The organism is Mumia spirodelae (genome assembly GCF_050632745.1).
GTDB lineage: Bacteria > Actinomycetota > Actinomycetes > Propionibacteriales > Nocardioidaceae > Mumia.
Window position 1 is genome coordinate 347,612 of the sequence record NZ_JBODSD010000001.1, and the last position, 19,148, is coordinate 366,759.

General features: G+C 71.7%; 20 protein-coding genes. 15 read left to right on the forward strand and 5 right to left on the reverse strand.

What is annotated here, in order from left to right; translation table 11 throughout:
* Positions 1-38: 38 nt before the first annotated feature.
* Positions 39-797, reverse strand: coding sequence for a winged helix-turn-helix transcriptional regulator (locus tag ACQSSQ_RS01745; RefSeq protein WP_431325307.1), 759 nt, complete (start codon positions 795-797; stop codon positions 39-41).
* Positions 798-1,317: 520 nt separating this feature from the next.
* On the opposite strand from ACQSSQ_RS01745, the gene ACQSSQ_RS01750 reads away from it, so the two are divergent.
* Positions 1,318-2,142 (forward strand): hypothetical protein, encoded by an 825-nt coding sequence (locus ACQSSQ_RS01750; RefSeq protein WP_431325308.1) that lies wholly within the window; start codon positions 1,318-1,320, stop codon positions 2,140-2,142.
* A 9-nt stretch (positions 2,143-2,151) separates the two neighbouring features.
* On the opposite strand, the gene ACQSSQ_RS01755 is transcribed toward ACQSSQ_RS01750, so the two are convergent.
* Complete coding sequence (locus ACQSSQ_RS01755) at positions 2,152-2,895, reverse strand: DNA alkylation repair protein (protein ID WP_431325309.1); 744 nt, start codon at positions 2,893-2,895, stop codon at positions 2,152-2,154.
* 23 nt (positions 2,896-2,918) lie between these two features.
* Here ACQSSQ_RS01755 and ACQSSQ_RS01760 point away from each other — a divergent pair, with 23 nt between their 5' ends.
* From ACQSSQ_RS01760 to ACQSSQ_RS01775, 4 genes are all read left to right on the forward strand, one after another.
* Positions 2,919-3,395: a thioredoxin family protein gene (locus ACQSSQ_RS01760; RefSeq protein ID WP_431325310.1), complete on the forward strand. Its 477-nt coding sequence runs from the start codon at positions 2,919-2,921 to the stop codon at positions 3,393-3,395.
* Between the two features lie 197 nt (positions 3,396-3,592).
* On the forward strand, positions 3,593-4,081 hold the full coding sequence (locus ACQSSQ_RS01765) for a DUF4395 domain-containing protein (RefSeq protein WP_431325311.1): 489 nt from the start codon (positions 3,593-3,595) through the stop codon (positions 4,079-4,081).
* Between the two features lie 53 nt (positions 4,082-4,134).
* Entirely contained in the window at positions 4,135-4,983 is an 849-nt protein-coding gene (locus ACQSSQ_RS01770) for a sulfurtransferase (RefSeq protein WP_431325312.1), read from the forward strand.
* Between the two features lie 2 nt (positions 4,984-4,985).
* Entirely contained in the window at positions 4,986-5,294 is a 309-nt protein-coding gene (locus ACQSSQ_RS01775) for a DUF1416 domain-containing protein (RefSeq protein WP_431325313.1), read from the forward strand.
* Positions 5,295-5,417: 123 nt separating this feature from the next.
* Here ACQSSQ_RS01775 and ACQSSQ_RS01780 read toward each other — a convergent pair whose 3' ends face one another.
* Positions 5,418-6,527: an LCP family protein gene (locus tag ACQSSQ_RS01780; protein ID WP_431325314.1), complete on the reverse strand. Its 1,110-nt coding sequence runs from the start codon at positions 6,525-6,527 to the stop codon at positions 5,418-5,420.
* 77 nt (positions 6,528-6,604) lie between these two features.
* The gene (gene dtd / locus ACQSSQ_RS01785; RefSeq protein ID WP_431325315.1) at positions 6,605-7,069 is read right to left on the reverse strand and encodes a D-aminoacyl-tRNA deacylase; all 465 of its coding nucleotides are present in this window, start codon (positions 7,067-7,069) and stop codon (positions 6,605-6,607) included.
* A gap of 54 nt (positions 7,070-7,123) precedes the next feature.
* On the opposite strand from dtd, the gene ACQSSQ_RS01790 reads away from it, so the two are divergent.
* Genes ACQSSQ_RS01790 through ACQSSQ_RS01800 form a run of 3 tightly spaced genes read left to right on the forward strand, consistent with a single transcriptional unit; the run spans position 7,124 to position 9,985 of the window.
* Positions 7,124-7,633, forward strand: a complete 510-nt coding sequence (locus ACQSSQ_RS01790; protein ID WP_431325316.1) for a heme-binding beta-barrel domain-containing protein — start codon at positions 7,124-7,126, stop codon at positions 7,631-7,633.
* Positions 7,626-8,630: a CAF17-like 4Fe-4S cluster assembly/insertion protein YgfZ gene (ygfZ, locus tag ACQSSQ_RS01795; protein ID WP_431325317.1), complete on the forward strand. Its 1,005-nt coding sequence runs from the start codon at positions 7,626-7,628 to the stop codon at positions 8,628-8,630. The genes ACQSSQ_RS01790 and ygfZ overlap by 8 nt, the downstream gene beginning before the upstream one ends.
* Before the next feature lie 41 nt (positions 8,631-8,671).
* Positions 8,672-9,985, forward strand: coding sequence for a UDP-glucose dehydrogenase family protein (locus tag ACQSSQ_RS01800; RefSeq protein WP_431325318.1), 1,314 nt, complete (start codon positions 8,672-8,674; stop codon positions 9,983-9,985).
* 2 nt (positions 9,986-9,987) lie between these two features.
* Here the strand turns inward: ACQSSQ_RS01800 and ACQSSQ_RS01805 are convergent, their stop codons facing one another.
* On the reverse strand, positions 9,988-11,403 hold the full coding sequence (locus ACQSSQ_RS01805) for a tyrosine-protein kinase domain-containing protein (protein ID WP_431325319.1): 1,416 nt from the start codon (positions 11,401-11,403) through the stop codon (positions 9,988-9,990).
* A 181-nt stretch (positions 11,404-11,584) separates the two neighbouring features.
* Here ACQSSQ_RS01805 and ACQSSQ_RS01810 point away from each other — a divergent pair, with 181 nt between their 5' ends.
* The 7 genes from ACQSSQ_RS01810 to ACQSSQ_RS01840 are packed head-to-tail and all read left to right on the forward strand — an operon-like array spanning position 11,585 to position 19,144.
* Positions 11,585-13,372: a polysaccharide biosynthesis protein gene (locus ACQSSQ_RS01810; protein ID WP_431325320.1), complete on the forward strand. Its 1,788-nt coding sequence runs from the start codon at positions 11,585-11,587 to the stop codon at positions 13,370-13,372.
* The gene (locus ACQSSQ_RS01815; RefSeq protein ID WP_431325321.1) at positions 13,369-14,550 is read left to right on the forward strand and encodes a DegT/DnrJ/EryC1/StrS family aminotransferase; all 1,182 of its coding nucleotides are present in this window, start codon (positions 13,369-13,371) and stop codon (positions 14,548-14,550) included. Before ACQSSQ_RS01810 ends, ACQSSQ_RS01815 begins: the two co-directional genes overlap by 4 nt.
* Positions 14,547-15,137 (forward strand): sugar transferase, encoded by a 591-nt coding sequence (locus tag ACQSSQ_RS01820; RefSeq protein ID WP_431325322.1) that lies wholly within the window; start codon positions 14,547-14,549, stop codon positions 15,135-15,137. Before ACQSSQ_RS01815 ends, ACQSSQ_RS01820 begins: the two co-directional genes overlap by 4 nt.
* The gene (locus ACQSSQ_RS01825) at positions 15,137-16,393 is read left to right on the forward strand and encodes a glycosyltransferase family 4 protein (protein WP_431325323.1); all 1,257 of its coding nucleotides are present in this window, start codon (positions 15,137-15,139) and stop codon (positions 16,391-16,393) included. The genes ACQSSQ_RS01820 and ACQSSQ_RS01825 overlap by 1 nt, the downstream gene beginning before the upstream one ends.
* Entirely contained in the window at positions 16,390-17,013 is a 624-nt protein-coding gene (locus ACQSSQ_RS01830; RefSeq protein WP_431325324.1) for a GNAT family N-acetyltransferase, read from the forward strand. Before ACQSSQ_RS01825 ends, ACQSSQ_RS01830 begins: the two co-directional genes overlap by 4 nt.
* Complete coding sequence (locus ACQSSQ_RS01835) at positions 17,010-18,026, forward strand: polysaccharide biosynthesis protein (RefSeq protein WP_431325325.1); 1,017 nt, start codon at positions 17,010-17,012, stop codon at positions 18,024-18,026. The genes ACQSSQ_RS01830 and ACQSSQ_RS01835 overlap by 4 nt, the downstream gene beginning before the upstream one ends.
* Positions 18,026-19,144: a polysaccharide biosynthesis C-terminal domain-containing protein gene (locus tag ACQSSQ_RS01840; RefSeq protein ID WP_431325326.1), complete on the forward strand. Its 1,119-nt coding sequence runs from the start codon at positions 18,026-18,028 to the stop codon at positions 19,142-19,144. Before ACQSSQ_RS01835 ends, ACQSSQ_RS01840 begins: the two co-directional genes overlap by 1 nt.
* Positions 19,145-19,148: the final 4 nt, after the last annotated feature.

Genomic DNA, 19,148 nt, shown 5'->3' on the forward strand with positions numbered 1-19,148 from the left:
GATCCAAGCACAGCCGCCCGGGGTGGTGCTCGTGCGCGTCAGCGGCGGAGCGGCTCCACCGCTCGCGCACGCTCGGCGTCCTCGCTGCTGCTGTCCCCGGCGCTCGCGTCGCGGCGGTCGCGCGACTGGGCGACGAAGCGGTAGCCGACGTTGCGGACGGTGCCGATGAGCGTCTCGTTGTCCGGACCGAGCTTGGCCCGCAGGCGACGGACGTGGACGTCGACCGTCCGGGTGCCGCCGAAGTAGTCGTAGCCCCAGACCTCCTGGAGCAGCTGCTGGCGGGTGAACACACGGCCGGGGTGCTGGGCGAGGAACTTGAGGAGCTCGAACTCCTTGAAGGTGAGGTCGAGCGAGCGGCCGTCCAGGCGCGCGGTGTAGGTGACGTCGTCGACGGTGAGGCCGCCGGACTTGATGACGTGGGCGTCCGGGTCGTTGCCGGACTCCGCCGAGACACGCCCGATCGCCAGCCGGAGCCGGGCCTCGACCTCGGCGGGACCGGCGGTGGTGAGGATGACGTCGTCCATGCCCCAGTCGGCGGCCACGACGGCGAGACCACCTTCGGTGACGATGAGGACGAGGGGGGAGTCGACTCCGGTGGTCCGGAGCAGACGGGTGAGACCGCGCGCCTGGGCGAGGTCGGTGCGGCCGTCGATGAGGACGGCGTCGCAGGACGGAGCGTCGAGGAGGGCACTGGCCTCCGGCGGGAGGATCTTCACGTGGTGCGGGAGGAGTGCAAGCGCAGGCAGTACTTCGATGGACGACTGCGTACTCGGTGTCAGCAGGAGCAAGGTGGACATCGCGTAACCCTTCTGCGGATACAAAGAAAGCCCAGGGCTCTGCCCAGGGCTTCATTGCTTGCTCCACAATAGTCCACGTGTCGGAAGCATCAACAACCGGTAACCGCGAGCCCGGCAGCAGCGCGAGCGTCACGGTTCGCTACTGGGCCGCCGCCCGGGCCGCTGCAGGTCGTGAGGTGGATCACGTCGATCCCGGCACGGTCGCCGAGGTCCTCGATGCCGTGAGGACGTTGCACGCCGGCAACGAGCGCTTCATGCGCGTGCTCGAGATCTGCTCGGTGCTGGTCGGGGAGGAGCCTCTCGGGGGCGCCGACCCGACGACCGTCTCGGTGGGGTCGGGAGGGCAGCTGGAGCTACTGCCGCCCTTCGCCGGAGGCGATAGTCGACACAGCGCCGGAGGCGACAGTCGACACAGCGCCGGAGGCGACAGCCGACACAGCGCCGGAGGCGCTTCAGATGTACGCGCTGCGGCACGCGGCGTGGTCCTGTCCGACGGGGGACGCGGGCGACGAGACCGCACGTGAGCCGCGTCCGCGAGGAGGCGCGCTCGCCCCTCGGGCTCACCGCGATCGCCCCGCCCGTGGTCACCTGCGCACTCGCGGGTCTCCTGGTGCTCGCGGACCTCGCCGGCACCGTCGTCATGGCCGCGGCCGTGCTGCTGGTCCAGCTCGTGCTCGCCGCGTCGCCGTCGCCCGCGGGCCGGACGCGAGCGCCGGTGCACGCTCCGAAGGCGCTCCCGATCGCCCTGTCGGGTCTGGTCGCCGCCGTCGTCACCCTCGCCCCGTCCGTCGTCGCGGGGGCCGAGGGCACAGTGGCCACCGCCGCGGCGTCGGTCGACAGCGGCTCGCTCGCCGGCGTGGGGATCGCGCTCCCGGTGCTGGTCCTCGCCGCGCTGCTCGGTCAGCTCCGTCGCCCGGCGCCGCGGCCCGACGTCGTCCCTGCGCTCGGTGAGGTCGTCGTCACGGGCACGGTCGCGCTGATGGCGACGGGGTGGCTGGCGGCGGCCGTGTCGCCGGTGGGGCGTCCCGCGGTGGTCGTGGCCGCGGTGGTGACGGTGATCGTCGTGGTCGCCGACCGCGCTGGTCGGATGCGTCCCGTGGCGCACGTGTGGGCGCTCGCCCTGAGTGCGCTGAGCGGCATCGTCCTCGCCTCGCTCGAGGGTGCCGACGCGGTGGTCGGGGGCGTGGCGGCGGTCGCGATCGGCGGTGCCGTGATCGCCGGCTCCTCGGTCGGGAGGCGTTGGCGTCCGCTCCCGCCGTCGCGCTGGGCGGTCGAGGCGACCGCTCCGATCGCGCTCGCGGGTCCGGTGGTCTTCGTGGCCGCGTTGATCTGGGCCGGCATCTGACGGGTCGCGTCAGCGGGCTCGGTACGCGGCGGCCACCAGCGGGTCGGCCACGGCGGGGTCCATCTGGCGTACGGCCTCGCGCACCGCGAGGACCGGGACGCGTCCCGGGCGGTCGGCGATCCATGCGGCGACGAGCTGCGGACGACGCTTCGCGGTCTCGCGCAGCACCCACCCGATCGCCTTGCGCACGAAGAACTCCCGCTCGTCCAGCATCGCGTCGGCGTAGCGGCTGAACCGGTCCCAGTCGCCGCGGCCCCGGCGCAGCGGCGGCATGAGGGCGAGCAGGGCGGCGCGTCGCAGCCAGAAGTCGTCGTCGCGTGCCCACCGGTCCAGCACCTCGCCGCACTGTGTGCGCTCGCCACCGTCGTCGCACACGACGGCCACGACCTCCGTGGCGAGCGGGTCGACGAGCGCCCAGGTCCCCGCGGTGCGCAGCATCGTTGCCACCCGGTCCAGGTCGGTGCACCCGAGCGTGCGGGCGCCGCCGGCGAGGACGAAGACGCCGGCGAGGAGGTCCTCGTGGACGCCGGTGTCCCAGAGCCGCGTCGCCAGGCCGAGGACCTGCGTGCGGTCGTCGACGTGGTGCGTGCGAAGGGCCGCCCGCACCGCGTCCCGCACCACCGGCACGCGGACGCCGAGGTGGGTGCGGTTGCTCTTGAGGTACCGCGCTCCGCCTGCGGCGCGTTCGGGATCGGCGTGGCGGGCGAGGGAGTCGGCGACCTCTCGCGCCGCGGACGTCACATCGTCCGTCATGGCGGGCACCGTACTCTGGAATCGTGCCCCTCGGTGTCCTCGTCCTCCTCGTCGTGCTGGTGGCGACCGGCGCCTTCGCGCTCGTCCGCAGGCAGCGCGACGGTCGGGTGAGGACGTCCGCGCCGCCGGCGGCGACGTCTGCCGAGGCTGCCGCCACGACGCCCGAGCGCCCCGTGCTCTCCGCCGAGGACGTCGGCGCCGCGCTCGGCGAGGGCGCGACGCTGGTCCAGGTCTCGAGCGCCTTCTGCGCGCCGTGCCGCGCCGCCCGGGTGCTGCTGACCAAGGTGGCGGAGGAGCGTGCCGCCGTCGCGTACGTCGACGTCGACGCCGAGTCCCACCTCGACCTGGTCCGGCGGCTCAACGTCATGCGCACCCCGACGATCCTGGTGCTCGACCCCACGGGTGCAGTGGTCGGCAGGGCCTCCGGAGTCCCGCGGCTGGCCGAGATCGAGGCCGTCCTCGACAGCGTCACGACGACGCCCGTCTCAGATAACGGATAGATGTCTCGGCATTCGAGACGCGAAGGTGACCGCCCGGGGATCGCCGCCTACGCTTGCGGCATGCCTCGTACGACACACCTGACCAAGCGACGCGCAGTGGACCACTGCCGCGTGCGCTCGGCGCTGTGTCGCATGCGCTGAACGACCTCATCTGACCGCCGCCTCGTGCGGCACCGTTCTGCGCCCTGGAGTTCTCCATGTCACTCAGCTCGTCGAGCGACCCTCGTACCAGCGCCTCTCCTGCGGGAAGCCCCGCCGGACAGGTCGACCCGCGAGGTCAGCGGTTCGCCGCAGCGATCACGTCGGTGGTCCTCGCGATCGCTCTCGTGGCTGTGGGCACGCCATTCGCGACCGTTCTGATCGCCCTCCAGGCGCTCGTCTTCGCGCTGGGCGTCCTCGCAGGCCCGTCGCGCACGCCGTACGCCGCACTCTTCGTGCGGTTCGTCCGGCCGCGCATCGGCGCTCCGTCGGAGACCGAGGACGCACGACCACCTCGCTTCGCGCAGTCGGTCGGGCTCGTCTTCACCCTGATCGCTCTCGTGGCCGCAGTGGCCGGCGTCGTGCCGGTGGCCGCGGTCGCCGTGGGCTTCGCGCTCGCCGCAGCGCTGCTCAACGCCGTCACCGGCTTCTGCCTCGGCTGCGAGATGTACCTGATCATCCGACGCGTCGCGCCCGCCCGGGCCTGACCCGTCACGACACACCACTCAGCACTGCACCAACCAACCGTGGAGGTAAAGCCATGAGCCGCGACACCGCGCTCGTCACCGCCGACTGGGTCGAGGAGCACCTGTCCGACGCGGGCGTCGTGCTCGTCGAGGTCGACGAGGACACGACGGCCTACGACAAGGGCCACATCGCCGGAGCCATCAAGCTCGACTGGAAGAACGACCTGCAGGACCCGGTCCGCCGCGACTTCGTCAGCAAGGAGCAGTTCGAGGCGCTGCTGTCCGAGCGTGGCGTGAGCAACGACGACACCGTCGTGCTCTACGGGGGCAACAACAACTGGTTCGCCGCCTACGCCTACTGGTACTTCAAGCTCTACGGCCACCAGGACGTCAAGCTGCTCGACGGCGGCCGCAAGAAGTGGGAGCTCGACAGCCGCGAGCTCGTCGAGGAGATCCCGACCCGCGCCGCGACGTCGTACACGGCGCAGGAGCAGGACACCTCGATCCGCGCGTTCCGCGACGAGGTCGTCGCCGCCATCGGCGTCCAGAACCTCATCGACGTGCGCAGCCCTGACGAGTTCGCCGGTCGCCTGCTCGCACCGGCGCACCTCCCGCAGGAGCAGGCGCAGCGCGGCGGCCACATCCCGACCGCCGGCAACGTCCCGTGGAGCAAGGCGGCCAACGACGACGGCACCTTCCGCAGCAACGAGGAGCTCGAGGCGCTGTACGCCGAGGCCGGCCTCGACCGCAGCAAGGACACCATCGCGTACTGCCGCATCGGCGAGCGCTCCTCGCACACCTGGTTCGTGCTGCAGGAGCTCCTCGAGATCCCGAACGTGAAGAACTACGACGGCTCCTGGACCGAGTACGGCTCGCTGATCGGCGTGCCGGTCGCGCTCGGCGACGAGCCCGGCGAGGCCTGAGCATGTGCGGCGCGACGCGAGGTGGCCCGAGCCTGGACGGCATCGACCTCGACAAGGAGTCGGTGATCCAGGGCATCGTGACCAAGGAGGGCGAGCCGGTCGGCAACGCCTACGTACGCCTGCTCGACAGCGGCGGTGAGTTCACCGCCGAGGTGCCGACGTCGGCGACCGGCCAGTTCCGGTTCTTCGCCGCGCCCGGTGAGTGGACGCTGCGCACGCTCGCGCCGCGCGTCGAGCCGGTGGACCGCAAGGTGCAGGCCCAGAAGGGCAGCGCCGTCGACATCGAGGTGACGCTCCAGCCTGTCGGCTGACCGCGCAGCGAGTCGAGACCGAAGCCCCCGTCCCGGGATCCGGGACGGGGGCTTCGTCGTCTCCCACGGTTTGCCACGCCGACGTGGCAGGTTCCCGTTGGCGCGGCAGGCTCGGCGCGAAGGTCAGCTGACCTCGGTCTCCGTGCCGAGCTTGGCGGCGTCGGGGTTGAGACGCAGGTACTTCTTGACCTTGTCGTTGCGGACCATGCGCCACAGGTCTTTGCCCTTGGTCTCGTCGAGCAGGACGATGCTCTGGCCGTTGTCGGACGTGCCGTAGCCGGCGGTCGGCACGGTCATGAAGTCCACGTTGTCGACGCTGACCCCCCGAAGCGCCCACGCGAGCCCCGTGATGTCGGAGTTCGTGAACCCCTCGTCGATGGTGAGGTTCTGGGCGACCGACGAGACGGTCTTCTGCAGCGCGACCGGATTCGTGACGTTGGCGCCGCTCATCATCTTCTTGAGCAGCAGCCGGATGAAGTTCTGCTGGCGCTGGATGCGGTCGAAGTCACCGTTGGAGAGGCCGTAGCGGGTGCGGACGTACTGCAGCGCGCGCTTGCCCTTGAGGTTGTGCCAGCCCTTGTCCCACTGGACCTTCTGAGACGAGTCGTAGAACGACTCGGGGATGTAGACACGGACGCCGTTGACGGCCTCGGTCATGTCCTTGAAGCCGTCCCAGTCCATGATCACCATGTGGTCCATGCGCAGGTTGGTGATGTGCTCGACGGTCGAGATCGCGCCCGCCGGACCGTAGTTGGCGAAGGCGGCGTTGATCTTGTCCTCGCCGCGCGGCTCGCCCTCCTCGTCGTAGATCGTGACGTAGGAGTCGCGGGGGATCGAGACGACCGACACGTTCTTACGGTCGGCCGAGACGTGGGCGACCATGATCGTGTCGCTGCGGTGGACGCGGCCTTCCTTCCACCGCCCCTCGGAGTCGAGGTCGGCCTTGATCGACGACTTGTTGTTGTTGCCGTCGGCCTCAGCATCGGCGCCGAGCACCAGGATGTTGAGCGCCTCGCCAGGGGCGGGGTCGGGGCGGTTCTCCTCCTTGATGGAGGCTTGCCCCGGGACCTTGTCGATGCCGCCGAGGCTGTTCATCAGACCCCAGGCGTAGGCGCCGCCACCGATCAGGACGACGGAGAGCACCGAGGCGATGGACACACCGATCCAGTGGCGGCGCATCCATCCGCGCGGCTTCTCGGCACGTCGTTTGCCGGCGCCCTCGTAGTCGCTCATCCCTCTCCCTGTCCAGCATGGCGGCAGCCCAGACACCTGGCCGGGGCTGCATCCCGCCTATTCTGCCCCATGACCGGTCATGAGCCCAGGCGACGTGCGTCTCCCCGTCGCAGCTCTGCGCTGTCGAGGACCAGCGTCACCGGGCCGTCGTTGACCAGCGAGACCGCCATGTCGGCCCCGAACGCTCCACGTTCGACGTGCGCTCCGAGTTCCCGCAGGGCTCGGCAGTACTCGTCGTAGAGCGGCTCGGAGACGGGGCCCGGCGCGGCATCCCCCCAGGACGGGCGACGCCCCTTGCGGACGTCGGCGTACAGCGTGAACTGGCTGATCACCAGCAGCGGTGCGTCGACGTCGGACGCGGAGCGCTCGTCGCGGAGGATGCGCAGGTTCCAGGTCTTGGCGGCCAGGGCAGCGGCATCGTCGGCGCTGTCCGTGTGCGTGACGCCGAGCAGCACGACGAGCCCCGGACGCTCGAGCGCGCCGACGACCTCGCCGTCGACGCGCACCGATGCGGAGCTGACTCGCTGGACGACCGCACGCACCCGCACATTCTGGCGGGTCGGGTCTCGGCGTCAACCCCCGCCTAGACTGGAGCCATGCCGTTCGAGATCCCCGAGGACCTTCACCCCGACATCCTCGGCTTCGCGTGGTTGCTGGGCCAGTGGCACGGCAACGGGCGCGGCGACTACCCGACGATCGAGCCCTTCAGCTTCGAGCAGGACGTGGCCTTCGCCCACGACGGGCGTCCGTTCCTGCACTACTTCAGCCAGACCTGGATCACCGACGAGTCCGGGGAGCGGGTCCGCCCGGGTGCCCTCGAGACCGGATTCCTGCGCCCCGGGGGGCCGATCGACAAGGCCAAGGGACCGGTGGAGCTGATGCTCACGCACCCCACCGGCTTCGTCGAGATCTACTTCGGCGAGCTCGACGGACCGCGTCTCACGCTGCAGACCGATGCGGTCGTCCGCACGCCGACGGCCAAGGAGTACACCGCCGGCCAGCGCATGTACGGCCTGGTCGACGGCGACCTGATGTACGCGTACGACATGGCGGCCCAGGGGCAGGCCATGCAGTCTCACCTGTGGGGGCAGCTGAAGCGTGTCTGATCTCGACAACCTCGGTCCGGCGGATTCGCTCGCGACGAGAAGAAGTCCCCTCCTGGAGCTCCCCGGCGCGGTCGAGGGCGAGGGGCGGGACCGCGGGGTCGCCGCCCACTACGGCGCGATCGGTCCCGAGCAGCGCTCCCTCGAGGCGGGAGACGCCTTCGTCGACCTGTCTCACCGCGACGTCGTGACGATCACCGGGCCCGACCGTCTCGGTTGGCTCCACTCGCTCACCACCCAGGCGTTCGAGGGGCTCGCCGCCGGCACCCCGACGCAGGGCCTCGTGCTCTCGCCGCAGGGCCGTGTCGAGCACGCCTTCCACGGCGTCGACGACGGCGAGACCTTCTGGGCGCACACCGAGCCCGGCGGCGGCGCCCCGCTCGCGGCGTACCTCGACTCGATGCGCTTCATGATGCGCGTCGAGGTCGCCCTCGTCTCCGACGCGTACGCGGTGCTGGGCCTGCCCGGACTCGCGTACGCGCTGGTGCCCCGCGCGGAGCTCGCGGCCGCACCCGCGACGTACGGGACCCCGGTCGGCACCTGGGCGTGGGAGGCGCTGCGGATCGCCGCCGGAGTCCCGCGTCCCGGCCTGGACACCGACGACAAGGCGATCCCCAACGAGTACGGCTGGCAGTACGACGCGTCGACGGGCACGCCGGACAGCATGCAGGCGGTCCACCTCGCCAAGGGCTGCTACCGGGGCCAGGAGACCGTGGCGCGGATCCACAACCTCGGTCGCCCGCCGCGCCGAGCCGTGCTGCTGCACCTCGACGGCTCCGTCGAGCACCTGCCGGCGCACGGCGCCGACGTCGAGCTCGACGGCCGCCGGGTCGGGTTCGTCGGCTCGTCGGCACGCCACCACGAGCTCGGACCGATCGCGTACGCGGTCGTGAAGCGCAACGTGCCGGTCGACGCCACGCTGCTCGCCGACGGCGTCGCCGCCGCGCAGGAGGTGCTGGTCGACCCGGAGGTCGGGCTGCACGTCCGTCCGGCCCTCTAGCGGCAGCCGGCGCCTCCGGGCTGGTTGCTATCGTCGCCCGCATGCAGATCTCGGTCATCGGCTGCTCGTACCTGGGCGCCGTCACCTCCTCGTGCCTGGCCAGCCTCGGGCACGACGTCACCGGTGTCGACATCGACGCGCGGATCGTCGAGGAGCTCTCGGCCGGGCGGGCTCCGTTCTTCGAGCCCGGACTGCAGGAGCTGCTGAGCGAGCAGGCCACCACCGGCCGCCTTCGCTACACGACGGACCCGGCCGCGGTCGCCGGCAGCGCGGTGCACTTCGTGTGCGTCGGGACGCCGCAGCGGGCGGGCGAGAACGCGGCCGACCTCCGCCAGGTGGAGAGCGCCATCGAGGGACTCCTGCCCCACCTCGCGCCCGGGGACGTGGTCGTGGGCAAGTCGACCGTGCCGGTCGGTACGGCGGCCCGGCTCGCCGCCCGCATCGCCGAGGTGCAACCCGAGGCCACGCTCGTCTGGAACCCCGAGTTCCTCCGTGAAGGCTTCGCCGTCGAGGACACGCTGCACCCGGACCGGATCGTGTACGGCCTGCCGGAGGGGCCTGCGGGTGAGCGGGCGCGAGCGGTCCTCGACGAGGTGTACGCCGCACCGCTCGCCGACGACGTCCCGCTCGTCGTCACCGACTACCCGACAGCCGAGCTGGTCAAGGTGGCGGCCAACTCGTTCCTCGCCACGAAGATCTCCTTCATCAACGCGATGGCCGAGCTCTGCGAGGTCGCCGGCGGTGACGTCACCGCGCTCGCCGACGCGATCGGCCACGACGACCGCATCGGGCGCCGGTTCCTCAACGCCGGCCTCGGGTTCGGCGGCGGCTGCCTTCCCAAGGACATCCGTGCCTTCATGGCGCGGGCCGGCGAGCTCGGCGCCGACGAGGCGCTCACCTTCCTCCGCGAGGTCGACGCGATCAACCTGCGTCGTCGCGACCGCGTCCTCGAGATCGCTCGGCAGGTGCTGGACGGTGCGGTGACGGACCGTCGGATCGCCGTCCTCGGCGCCGCCTTCAAGCCCAACAGCGACGACGTCCGCGACTCGCCCGCCCTCGACGTCGCCGCGCGGCTGCACGTCCACGGCGCCGAGGTCCGGGTCACCGACCCGCACGCGATCGCGAACGCGCGCCGCCTCCACCCCGAGCTCGCCTACGTATCCACGGTCGACGAGGCGGTCGACGGGGCCGACCTGGTCCTGCTCCTCACGGAGTGGCGCGAGTACGTCGAGCTCGATCCCGCCGCGGTCGCGAAGCAGGTGCGCAACCCCGTCGTCGTCGACGGTCGCAACGTGCTGGACCCCGTCGCGTGGCGCGGCGCGGGCTGGACGTACCGAGGGCTCGGCCGGCCGTAGCGTCAGCCGCGGTGCTTGACGGCGTCCGTCTCGGACACGCGCGGGTGCGGTGCGCCGGGAGGGTCGGCGTGCCCGTACCCGTAGCCGTAGCCTGACCAGCTCCCCTCCTGCGAGCGCGGCGGCGTCATCGTCAGCACCGTGCCGAGCAGGCGGGCGCCCACGCTGGTCAGCCGCTCGACCGAGCGTCGTACCTGGTCGCGTGTCGCCTTCTTGGCTCGTACGACGAGGAGAGCCCCGTCGGCCTGCGACGCGAGCACCGCGGCGTCGGTGATCGGCAGCAGCGGCGGGGCGTCGACGAGGACGACGTCGTACGTCGCGCGGAGCTCGCGGAGCGTGTCGGCCATCGCCTGGCTCTGCAGGAGCTCGGCAGGGTTCGGCGGGACGGGACCGCTGGTGAGGACGTCGAGGAACTTGTTGGTGGTCGGCTGGACCGCCTCGACGAGGGTGCTGCGTCCGATCATCACCGACGTCAGCCCCACGTCGGGCGGCAGTGCCATGTAGTCGGCGACGCGGGGGCGTCGCAGGTCGCCCTCGACGAGCACGACCCTGTGCTGGGCGATCGCGAGGGTGAGCGCGAGGTTCGTCGCGGTCGTCGTCTTTCCCTCCTCCGGGACGGCGCTCGTGACGACGATGACCTTGCGGTCGGCGTCGACGTCGACGAACTGGAGGTTGGTGCGCAGCACGCGGAAGGCTTCGGTGCGCGGGGCGAGCAGACCGATCTGCGTCACGAGCGGGCTCCTGCTCGCCGACGAGTCGTACGGGATCGAGCCGAGCACGGGAGCGTCGGTCAGGTCGTCGAGGTCGTTGCTCGTGCGTACCGACGTGTCGAGCGTCTCCCTCAGCAGCGCGGCGCCGATCCCGACCAGCAGCCCGAGGATGAGGGCGAGGCCGAACGTACGAGGCAGGTTCGGGCTCGTCGGGGTGTCCGGGAGGCTCGCGCTGTCGACGACGGTCGCCTTGATCGGGGCGCTGTCGTCGCCGCCGGAGGTCTCGAGCTCCTGGACGTAGGAGGTGAACTCGTCGGCGACCGCCTCGGCGATCCGCTGCGCCTGCTCGGCGTCGGCGTCGGTGGCGCGCACCTCGAGGATCACGGTCTCGGGCACCACGGAGGCGCTGATCTTCGCCGCGAGCTCGCTCGGCGGCGTGTCGAGATCGAGCCGTTCACCGACGCGCTGCGCGACGGCCTCGCCTGTGATGAGGGTGGCGTACGAGGCGACGCGCTGCTGCGAGAACAGGCCTCCCTGGTACGCGTCGGTGCTGTCGGCCTGCGGCGTCGAGACGAAGAGGCGCGTCGTCGAGGTGTACTCCGGTGTGGCGCGCGCGACCAGCACGCCCGCGACGGCGAGCGCGACAGCAACGCAGCCGACGACCAGCAGCCATCGCCGACGCAGGACCTGAAGGAGCTCGTGAACCCCCAACCGTCCCCCTCGGTTCGTAGGTGCTTCCTCACCCTAGGGCAGGCGTGGCGTCCCTGCATTGGCGTAGTTACGACATGCAGAACCCATTGATCGTCGCTAATGTCCCGTTTTGAGCCAAATCTCTGTCCGGGGAAGGAGATGTGTGGCTGCTTTGCGCCCGTGGCTCCGCCGGCATCGCTCGGTGGTGCTCATCGCTTTCGACAGTCTGGCCTGGCTCGTCGCGACCGTGGGTGTCCTCGTCGCTCGGTACGACGGTGACCTCGCATCGGTGAACGCGGCGGGGGCCGTCTGGCTGTTCCTCACGATGGCGGCCTCCTACCTCGTGCTCGGACAGGCCTTCCGGCTGCACAGCGGGCGGGCCGTGACGGGCAGCCTCGAAGAAGCCGTTCTCCTGAGCGGCGTCGGAGCGACCGCAGGCCTCGTCGGATTCGCCCTGAACTTCCTGACCGACCCGCTGTGGGCGCCCCGTGCCGTCCCCATCGGCGCGACCGTCGTCGCGGTCGCGGTGATGGCGTGGGGCAGGGTCGCGTGGCGCCGGTGGAAGGAGCGCGACGAGCGCTACGAGCACCCCGGCGCGAATCCCGTCCTCATCGTCGGCGCCGGTGAAGGGGGACGCCAGCTCATCCACGCCATCCACCGCGACCCCTCGGCAGGGTGGGACCCGGTCGGGCTCATCGACGACGACCCGCTGAAGCGCCACCTCCGCATCGAGGGCGTCCCGGTCGTCGGTGGGCGTGGGGCGATCGCGGACGCCGTCCGGCACCGAGGCGTCGAGGCCATCATCGTCGCGATCCCCTCGGCGCGCCACGACCTCGTCCGAGCCGTCGCCGACGCCGCCGACGCGGTCGGTGTGGACGTCAAGATCCTTCCGCCTGTCTCGGAGGTCCTCGACTCACGCGTGGGCATCGACGACGTCCGTGACCTCGACCTGTCGGATCTCCTCGGGCGTGCTCAGGTGCGCACCGACCTGCGGGCGATCTCGGAGTGCCTGACCGGACGCCGGGTGCTCGTCACCGGAGCGGGAGGCTCGATCGGGAGCGAGCTGTGCCGGCAGGTCCAGCGGCTCGGACCGAGACAGCTCGTGATGCTCGACCGGGACGAGTCGGCGCTCCACGCCGTCCAGATGGGCGTCTACGGCCGTGCCCCGATGGACGGCGAGGACGTGGTGCTCGCCGACATCCGCGACGGGGACGCGCTCGAGTCGATCCTGGCGGCGTACCGACCGGAGGTCGTCTTCCACGCGGCGGCGCTCAAGCACCTGCCCGTCCTCGAGCGCTTCCCCGGTGAGGCGGTGAAGACGAACGTGTGGGGCACGAAGAACCTGCTCGACGCGGCCCGCCGGGCCGGGGTGTCGCGCTTCGTCAACATCTCCACCGACAAGGCGGCCAACCCTGTCAGCGTGCTCGGATACTCCAAGCGGGTCGCGGAGGGCCTCACCGCAGCCTGCGACCGGGCGTCGGACGGCACGTACCTGAGCGTGCGCTTCGGCAACGTGCTCGGAAGCCGCGGGTCCGTGCTCACGGCCTTCGTCCGGCAGATCGCCGAGGGCCGTCCGGTCACGGTCACCCACCCGGACGCGACCCGGTACTTCATGACGGTCCAGGAGGCGGTCGGGCTCGTCATCCAGGCGACCGCCATCGGGCGCGGGGGAGAGGTCCTCGTCCTCGACATGGGCGACCCGGTCAACATCCATGCCGTCGCGCGGCGGCTGATCGCGCTCTCCGACGCCTCGGTCGACATCGAGTTCATCGGGCTGCGTCCGGGCGAGAAGGTCCACGAGGAGCTGTTCGGCGACGGTGAGATCGACGCGCGCCCCACGCATCCGTCCGTCTCCCACGTCCCCGTGTCGCCGCTGCCGTTCGCGGCTGTCCAGACGCTCGACCCGTGGGAGCCCCCACCCGCGGTCATCCGCGACCTCGAGCGGCTCGCGCGGCAGCTCCGTCCGGCACTCGTGGAGGAGGCGGGATGACGGCGCGGCCGACACGAACGCTGGTGGCACCGGTGCCGTTCGCGCGCCCGGACATCACCGAGGCGGAGATCGAGGCGGTCGTCGAGACGCTGCGGGGCGGGTGGGTGACGACCGGACCCGCCGCGGCGAACTTCGAGGAGGAGTTCGCGGCCTTCGTCGGCGGTGCGGTCGACGCGGTGGCCGTGAGCTCGGCGACGGCGGGGCTGCACCTGGCCTTGGAGGCGTGCGGGGTGGGCCCCGGCGACGAGGTCGTGCTGCCGACCTGGACGTTCACGGCGACCGCGGAGGTCGTCCGCTACCTCGGGGCGACGCCGGTCGTGGTCGACGTCGATCCAGCGACGCTCAATCTCGACGCCGCCACCGTCGAGGCGGCGCTCACCCCGCGGACGCGGGCCGTGGTGGTCGTCCACTTCGCGGGGCGGGCGGCAGACACGGCGGCGGTCGCGGCGGTTGCCCACCCGCGCGGTGTCCGTGTCGTCGAGGACGCGGCACACGCGCTCCCCGCCTCCTCGGGGGGCAGCGTCGTCGGGGCCGCACGCCACTCCGACGCCGCCGTGTTCAGCTTCTACGCGACGAAGACGGTCACCACCGGAGAGGGTGGGATGCTGACCACCCGCGACCCTGCCGTCGCCGAGCGCGCTCGCACCATGCGCCTGCACGGCATCGATCGTGACGCCTTCGACCGCTACCGCACCACCTCGGCGACCTGGGAGTACGACGTCGTCGCGCCGGGCTTCAAGAACAACCTGCCCGATCCCGCTGCGGCAATGGGTCGGGTCCAGCTCCGCCGGGCGCACGCGATGCGGGCGCGACGACAGGAGGTCGCCGACCGGTACGCGGACGCGTGGCGGGGTCTGCCGATCGAGTGTCCCGAACCCGCGTCCGTCGGCGACCTTCACGCATGGCACCTCTTCCCGGTGCGGCTGGCGCCGAACGCGCCGCTTCGCCGCGACGCCGTCATCGACGCGCTCACCCGGCACGGCATCGGGACCAGCGTCCACTTCATCCCGCTCCACCGGCTCACGTACTGGCGCACGTCGCTCGGGCTCGGTCCCGAGGGCTTCCCCGTCGCGGAGGACGTCTTCCCTCGCATCCTCAGCGTCCCGATCTACAGCGCGATGTCCGACGCCGACGTCGACCGGGTCGTGGCAGCCCTGAAGCAGGTGCTGGGCGCATGAGGCGTGCGGTCGAGGGTGTCGTCGCCGCACTGGCGCTCGTCGTGCTGGCACCGGTGCTCGGGCTGCTGGCGCTGGCGGTACGCCTGGACTCGCGGGGTCCAGCGCTGTTCCGGCAGTCGCGGGTCGGTCGGGGCGGGGTGCCGTTCGACATCCTCAAGCTCCGCACGATGCGGGCCGACGGCGTGACAGACGCCCTCGTCACCACGGCGGACGACCGCCGGGTCACGCGCGTCGGTCGCTGGCTGAGGCGCTCGAAGCTCGACGAGCTGCCCCAGCTGGTCAACGTGGTCCGCGGAGAGATGGCGTTCGTCGGTCCTCGTCCGGAGGTCGCGGACTACGTCGCGCTGTGGCCCGCGGACCTGCGCGCCGAGATCCTGTCGGTCCGTCCCGGGATCACCGACCCGGCGACGCTCGCCTTCCGCGAAGAGGAGGAGCTCCTCGCCGCCCAGGACGAGCCCGAGCAGTACTACCGCGAGGTCGTCCTGCCGTTGAAGGTGGCGATGTACTGCGAGTACGTGCGCTCCCGGTGCGTCGCCGACGACGTGCGCATCGCTGCCCGGACGGTGCGATCGGTGGTGAGCCGGTGATGCGCGTGGGAATCCTGTCCCAGTGGTTCGACCCCGAGCCCGGACCCGCCCGGCTGCCGGGGGCGCTCGCGCGCTCGCTCGCGGCGCGCGGGCACGAGGTCAGGGTCCTCACCGGCTTCCCCAACTACCCCGACGGTGTCGTCAAGGACGGCTACTCCGTGCGCTGGCGAACAGACGAGGACGTCGACGGCGTCGCAGTGCGGCGGGTGGCGCTCTACCCGAGCCACGACGCCTCGCCGGTGCGGCGCGCGGCCAACTACGCCTCGTTCGGGGTGTCCGCCGCCGCGGTCGGGACGTCCGCGTTCCGAGGGCTCGACGTCGTGTGGGTCTCGAACTCCCCGGTCACGGTCGGACTGCCCGTGTGGCGGCTGTCTCGCGCGATGAGGCTTCCGGTGCTGCTCCACGTCCTCGACCTGTGGCCCGACAACATCGTGTCCTCCGCGCTCGTACGCTCGCGTCGTACGACCCAGGCGCTCGCGTCCGCCGTCCACGCCTGGAACCGCTGGATGTACGGCAACGCGGCGCACGTCGCGGGCATCTCGCCCAGCATCGTCGGCGTGCTGGAACGACGGTCGGTCCCGCGGGAGAAGCTCTCGTACGTGCCGTTGTGGGCGGACGAGGAGTCCTTCCGGCCGTCGGAGGACGAGACCGTCCGCCGGGCCCGCGGCGTGCCGGACGATCGCGTCGTCGTGCTCTACGGCGGGACGCTCGGGCGTACCCAGGCGATCGACCTCCTCATCGACGCCTGCGGCCGCTACCCCGACGACGCGCCTCCCGTCGACGTCTGGGTCGCGGGGAGCGGCGTGGAGGAGGACGCGCTGCGCGACCTGGCGCAGCGCCGTCGGACCGGCAACGCCCGGGTGAGCTTCCTCGGCCGGATACCTCCCGCGGCGATGTCGGCGGTGATGGCCTCCGCGGACCTCCACTACGTCGGGCTGCGCGACGACCCGAACAGCGCGGCGACGATGCCCAGCAAGCTCCAGGCGACGATGGCCTGCGCGAAGCCGATCCTGCTGGCGATCGGAGGCGACGCCCAAGGCGTGGTCGCGCGCGCCGGTGCCGGGTTCACCGTGCCGCCCGGCGATCCCGAGGCGGTCACCTCCGCCCTGGTGGACGCGGCGCGGCTGGGGCGTGCCGGCCTGCGGACGAGGGGCCGGGCGGCGCGCGACGCGTACGAGCGGGACTTCTCCCTCGCGTCGGGCACGGACAGGATCGAGCGCATCCTCGACGACCTGCGGACGAGGCGGTCGGCATGAACGGCATGATCCGGCCCGCGTACGAGGACGACGTGGCTGCGGTCGTCGCGGTCCACCGCGCGTCCTTCCCCGGGTTCTTCCTCACGTCGCTGGGGCCGCGCTTCCTCGCGACCTTCTACGCCGGGCTCGTCCGTCGCGAGCTCGGGATCCTGCTCGTCGCGGTCCGCGACGGTGAGGTGGTGGGCTTCGTCGGAGGATCGCCGGACCAGCGGCGCTTCTACCGGTCGCTGGTGCGCCGGCACGGTGCGCGCCTGGCGCTCGCCGTGCTTCCGGCCCTGGTCCGGCACCCCGCGAGCGCGGGCCGCGTCCTGCGAGGGCGAGAGCGGCTGCACGCGGACCACGATCCCCCGAGCACGCCCGCGTGCCTGATGAGCCTGGCGGTCGACCCCGCGGTCCAGGCGCACGGGTACGGCGAGGCGCTCGTCCGTGCGTTCGACGTCGAGGTGCGCCGCAGGGGAGGTGCCGGGTACGTCCTGACGACGGATGCGGTCGACAACGACGCGGTGAACGCGTTCTACCTCCGTCTCGGGCTCGTCCGGACGCGGACGAGCGTCACGCGCGAGGGCCGGGCGCTGCACGAGTACACGAGGCGTTGGACGGACGAGGGGGTCCCGTCGTGAACGCCCGCTACCTCGTCACGGGAGGAACCGGCTCGTTCGGGTCGACCATGGTCCGCCGTCTCCTCGCCGACGGCGCGAGTGAGGTCCGCGTGCTGAGCCGGGACGAGGCCAAGCAGGACGACCTGCGCCGGGCGGTGGGTGACGACCGGCTCCGCTTCTTCCTCGGCGACGTCCGGGACGTCGCGAGCGTACGCGAGGCGGTGGACGGGGTCGACCACGTGTTCCACGCCGCGGCGCTCAAGCAGGTGCCGAGCTGCGAGTTCTTCCCGATGCAGGCCGTACGCACCAACGTCGAGGGCAGCAGCAACGTCGTCGAGGCGGCCAGCGCCGCCGAGGTGTCGTCCGTGGTGTGCCTGAGCACGGACAAGGCGGTGTACCCGATCAACGCGATGGGTATGTCCAAGGCGCTCATGGAGCGGGTCGCCCAGGCGTACGCGCGCAGTCGTCCCCATTCGGCGACCACGGTGAGCGTCACGCGGTACGGCAACGTCATGTTCTCGCGCGGATCGGTCATCCCGGTGTTCGTCGCCCAGGTGCTGGACGGGGAGCCGTTGACGATCACCGACCCCAAGATGACGCGCTTCCTCATGTCGCTCGACGAGTCGGTCGACCTCGTCGACTACGCGTTCGACCACGCCGAGCCCGGGGACCTCTTCGTCCGCAAGGCGCCTGCCTGCACGATCGAGGTGCTCGCGCGTGCGGTGGCCTCCGTGCTCGGCCAGGACGACCCGCAGATCAAGGTGCTGGGTGCCCGTCACGGCGAGAAGCTCTACGAGTCGCTGCTCGGCCGCGAGGAGCGGGCGCGAGCCGAGGACGCGGGCCACTACTTCCGGGTGCCTCTCGACGCCCGGAGCCTGGAGTACGAGCTGTTCGCCGACACCGGAGGCGGGTCGGACGTGGACCTCGACCAGGAGGACTACAGCTCTCACACCACGACGCGTCTCGACGTGGAGGCCGTCAAGGACCTCCTGCTGCGCCTGCCCGAGATCCGTGCTGCCCGCGAGGAGGTCTGATGAGGGTCGTGGTCACCGGTGCCGCCGGCTTCCTCGGCTGGCACCTGCGCGCGCGGCTGCGGGCCGGCGGGGGCCACGAGGTCGTGCCGGTCGACCGCGAGGCCTTCGCCGACCTCGACGCGGAGGTCGCGGGGGCGGATGCGGTGGTGCACCTCGCGGGGGTCAACCGCGGGGGTGACGACCGTGAGGTCTTCGACGGGAACGTCGCGCTCGCGAGGCGGGTGACAGAGGCGGTCAGACGCTCCGGCCGCTCACCGCGGCTGGTCTTCGCCAACTCGCTGCAGGTCGGTAACGGCACGGCGTACGGCGAGGCCAAGCGGGAGGCGACGCAGCTGCTGCACGATGGCGCGCGGTCGGCGGGGTCTCCGTACGTGGACGTTGTCCTCCCCAACGTGTTCGGGGAGCACGGGCGTCCGTTCTACAACTCGTTCGTCGCGACCTTCTGCCACCAGGTCGTCGCCGGGGACGAGCCCACCGTTGATGACCGCGAGGTCGAGCTGCTGCATGCGCAGGACGCTGCTGCGGTGCTGGTCGGCGCGCTGAGAGGGCTGTCGCGCACCGAGCGACCGCGAGGGACCGTCGTCCGGGTGGCCGAGGTGCTGGACACGCTCCGCAGGTACGACACGCACTACACCGCCGGCGACCTCCCTGAGACCGGGGCGCGGTTCGGGCGCCAGCTGTTCAACGCCTACCGTGTCGCCGCGTTCGAGCGACGAGGGCCGATCCCGCTCGTCGCCCGGTCCGACGACCGCGGGAGGCTCGTCGAGACGGCGCGGGCGCACGGGCGCGGCGGGCAGAGCTTCGTCTCGACGACGGTGCCCGGTGCGCGGCGCGGCGAGCACTTCCACCTCGAGAAGATGGAGCGGTTCGTCGTCCTCCGGGGCCGAGGACGCATCCGCCTCCGTCGCCTGTTCTCCGACCAGGTCCGCGCGTTCGACGTGACGGGCGACGCGCCGGTCGCGGTGGACATGCCGACGATGTGGGTCCACGACCTCACCAACGTCGGCGACAGCGAGCTGATCACGGCCTTCTGGACCGACACGGTCTTCGACCCGGCGCATCCGGACACCTACCGGGAGAACGTCGACGTCGTCGGGGCGGAGGTGTCCCTCCCGTGAAGGT

Bases quoted from the DNA above. Each gene is read 5' to 3' on its own strand.
- ACQSSQ_RS01745 (WP_431325307.1), bottom strand. From the start codon at position 797: ATGTCCACCTTGCTCCTGCTGACACCGAGTACGCAGTCGTCCATCGAA.
- ACQSSQ_RS01755 (WP_431325309.1), bottom strand. From the start codon at position 2,895: ATGACGGACGATGTGACGTCCGCGGCGCGAGAGGTCGCCGACTCCCTC.
- ACQSSQ_RS01765 (WP_431325311.1), top strand. From the start codon at position 3,593: ATGTCACTCAGCTCGTCGAGCGACCCTCGTACCAGCGCCTCTCCTGCG.
- ACQSSQ_RS01770 (WP_431325312.1), top strand. From the start codon at position 4,135: ATGAGCCGCGACACCGCGCTCGTCACCGCCGACTGGGTCGAGGAGCAC.
- ACQSSQ_RS01775 (WP_431325313.1), top strand. From the start codon at position 4,986: ATGTGCGGCGCGACGCGAGGTGGCCCGAGCCTGGACGGCATCGACCTC.
- ACQSSQ_RS01780 (WP_431325314.1), bottom strand. From the start codon at position 6,527: ATGAGCGACTACGAGGGCGCCGGCAAACGACGTGCCGAGAAGCCGCGC.
- ACQSSQ_RS01790 (WP_431325316.1), top strand. From the start codon at position 7,124: ATGCCGTTCGAGATCCCCGAGGACCTTCACCCCGACATCCTCGGCTTC.
- ACQSSQ_RS01800 (WP_431325318.1), top strand. From the start codon at position 8,672: ATGCAGATCTCGGTCATCGGCTGCTCGTACCTGGGCGCCGTCACCTCC.
- ACQSSQ_RS01815 (WP_431325321.1), top strand. From the start codon at position 13,369: ATGACGGCGCGGCCGACACGAACGCTGGTGGCACCGGTGCCGTTCGCG.
- ACQSSQ_RS01820 (WP_431325322.1), top strand. From the start codon at position 14,547: ATGAGGCGTGCGGTCGAGGGTGTCGTCGCCGCACTGGCGCTCGTCGTG.
- ACQSSQ_RS01825 (WP_431325323.1), top strand. From the start codon at position 15,137: ATGCGCGTGGGAATCCTGTCCCAGTGGTTCGACCCCGAGCCCGGACCC.
- ACQSSQ_RS01830 (WP_431325324.1), top strand. From the start codon at position 16,390: ATGAACGGCATGATCCGGCCCGCGTACGAGGACGACGTGGCTGCGGTC.
- ACQSSQ_RS01840 (WP_431325326.1), top strand. From the start codon at position 18,026: ATGAGGGTCGTGGTCACCGGTGCCGCCGGCTTCCTCGGCTGGCACCTG.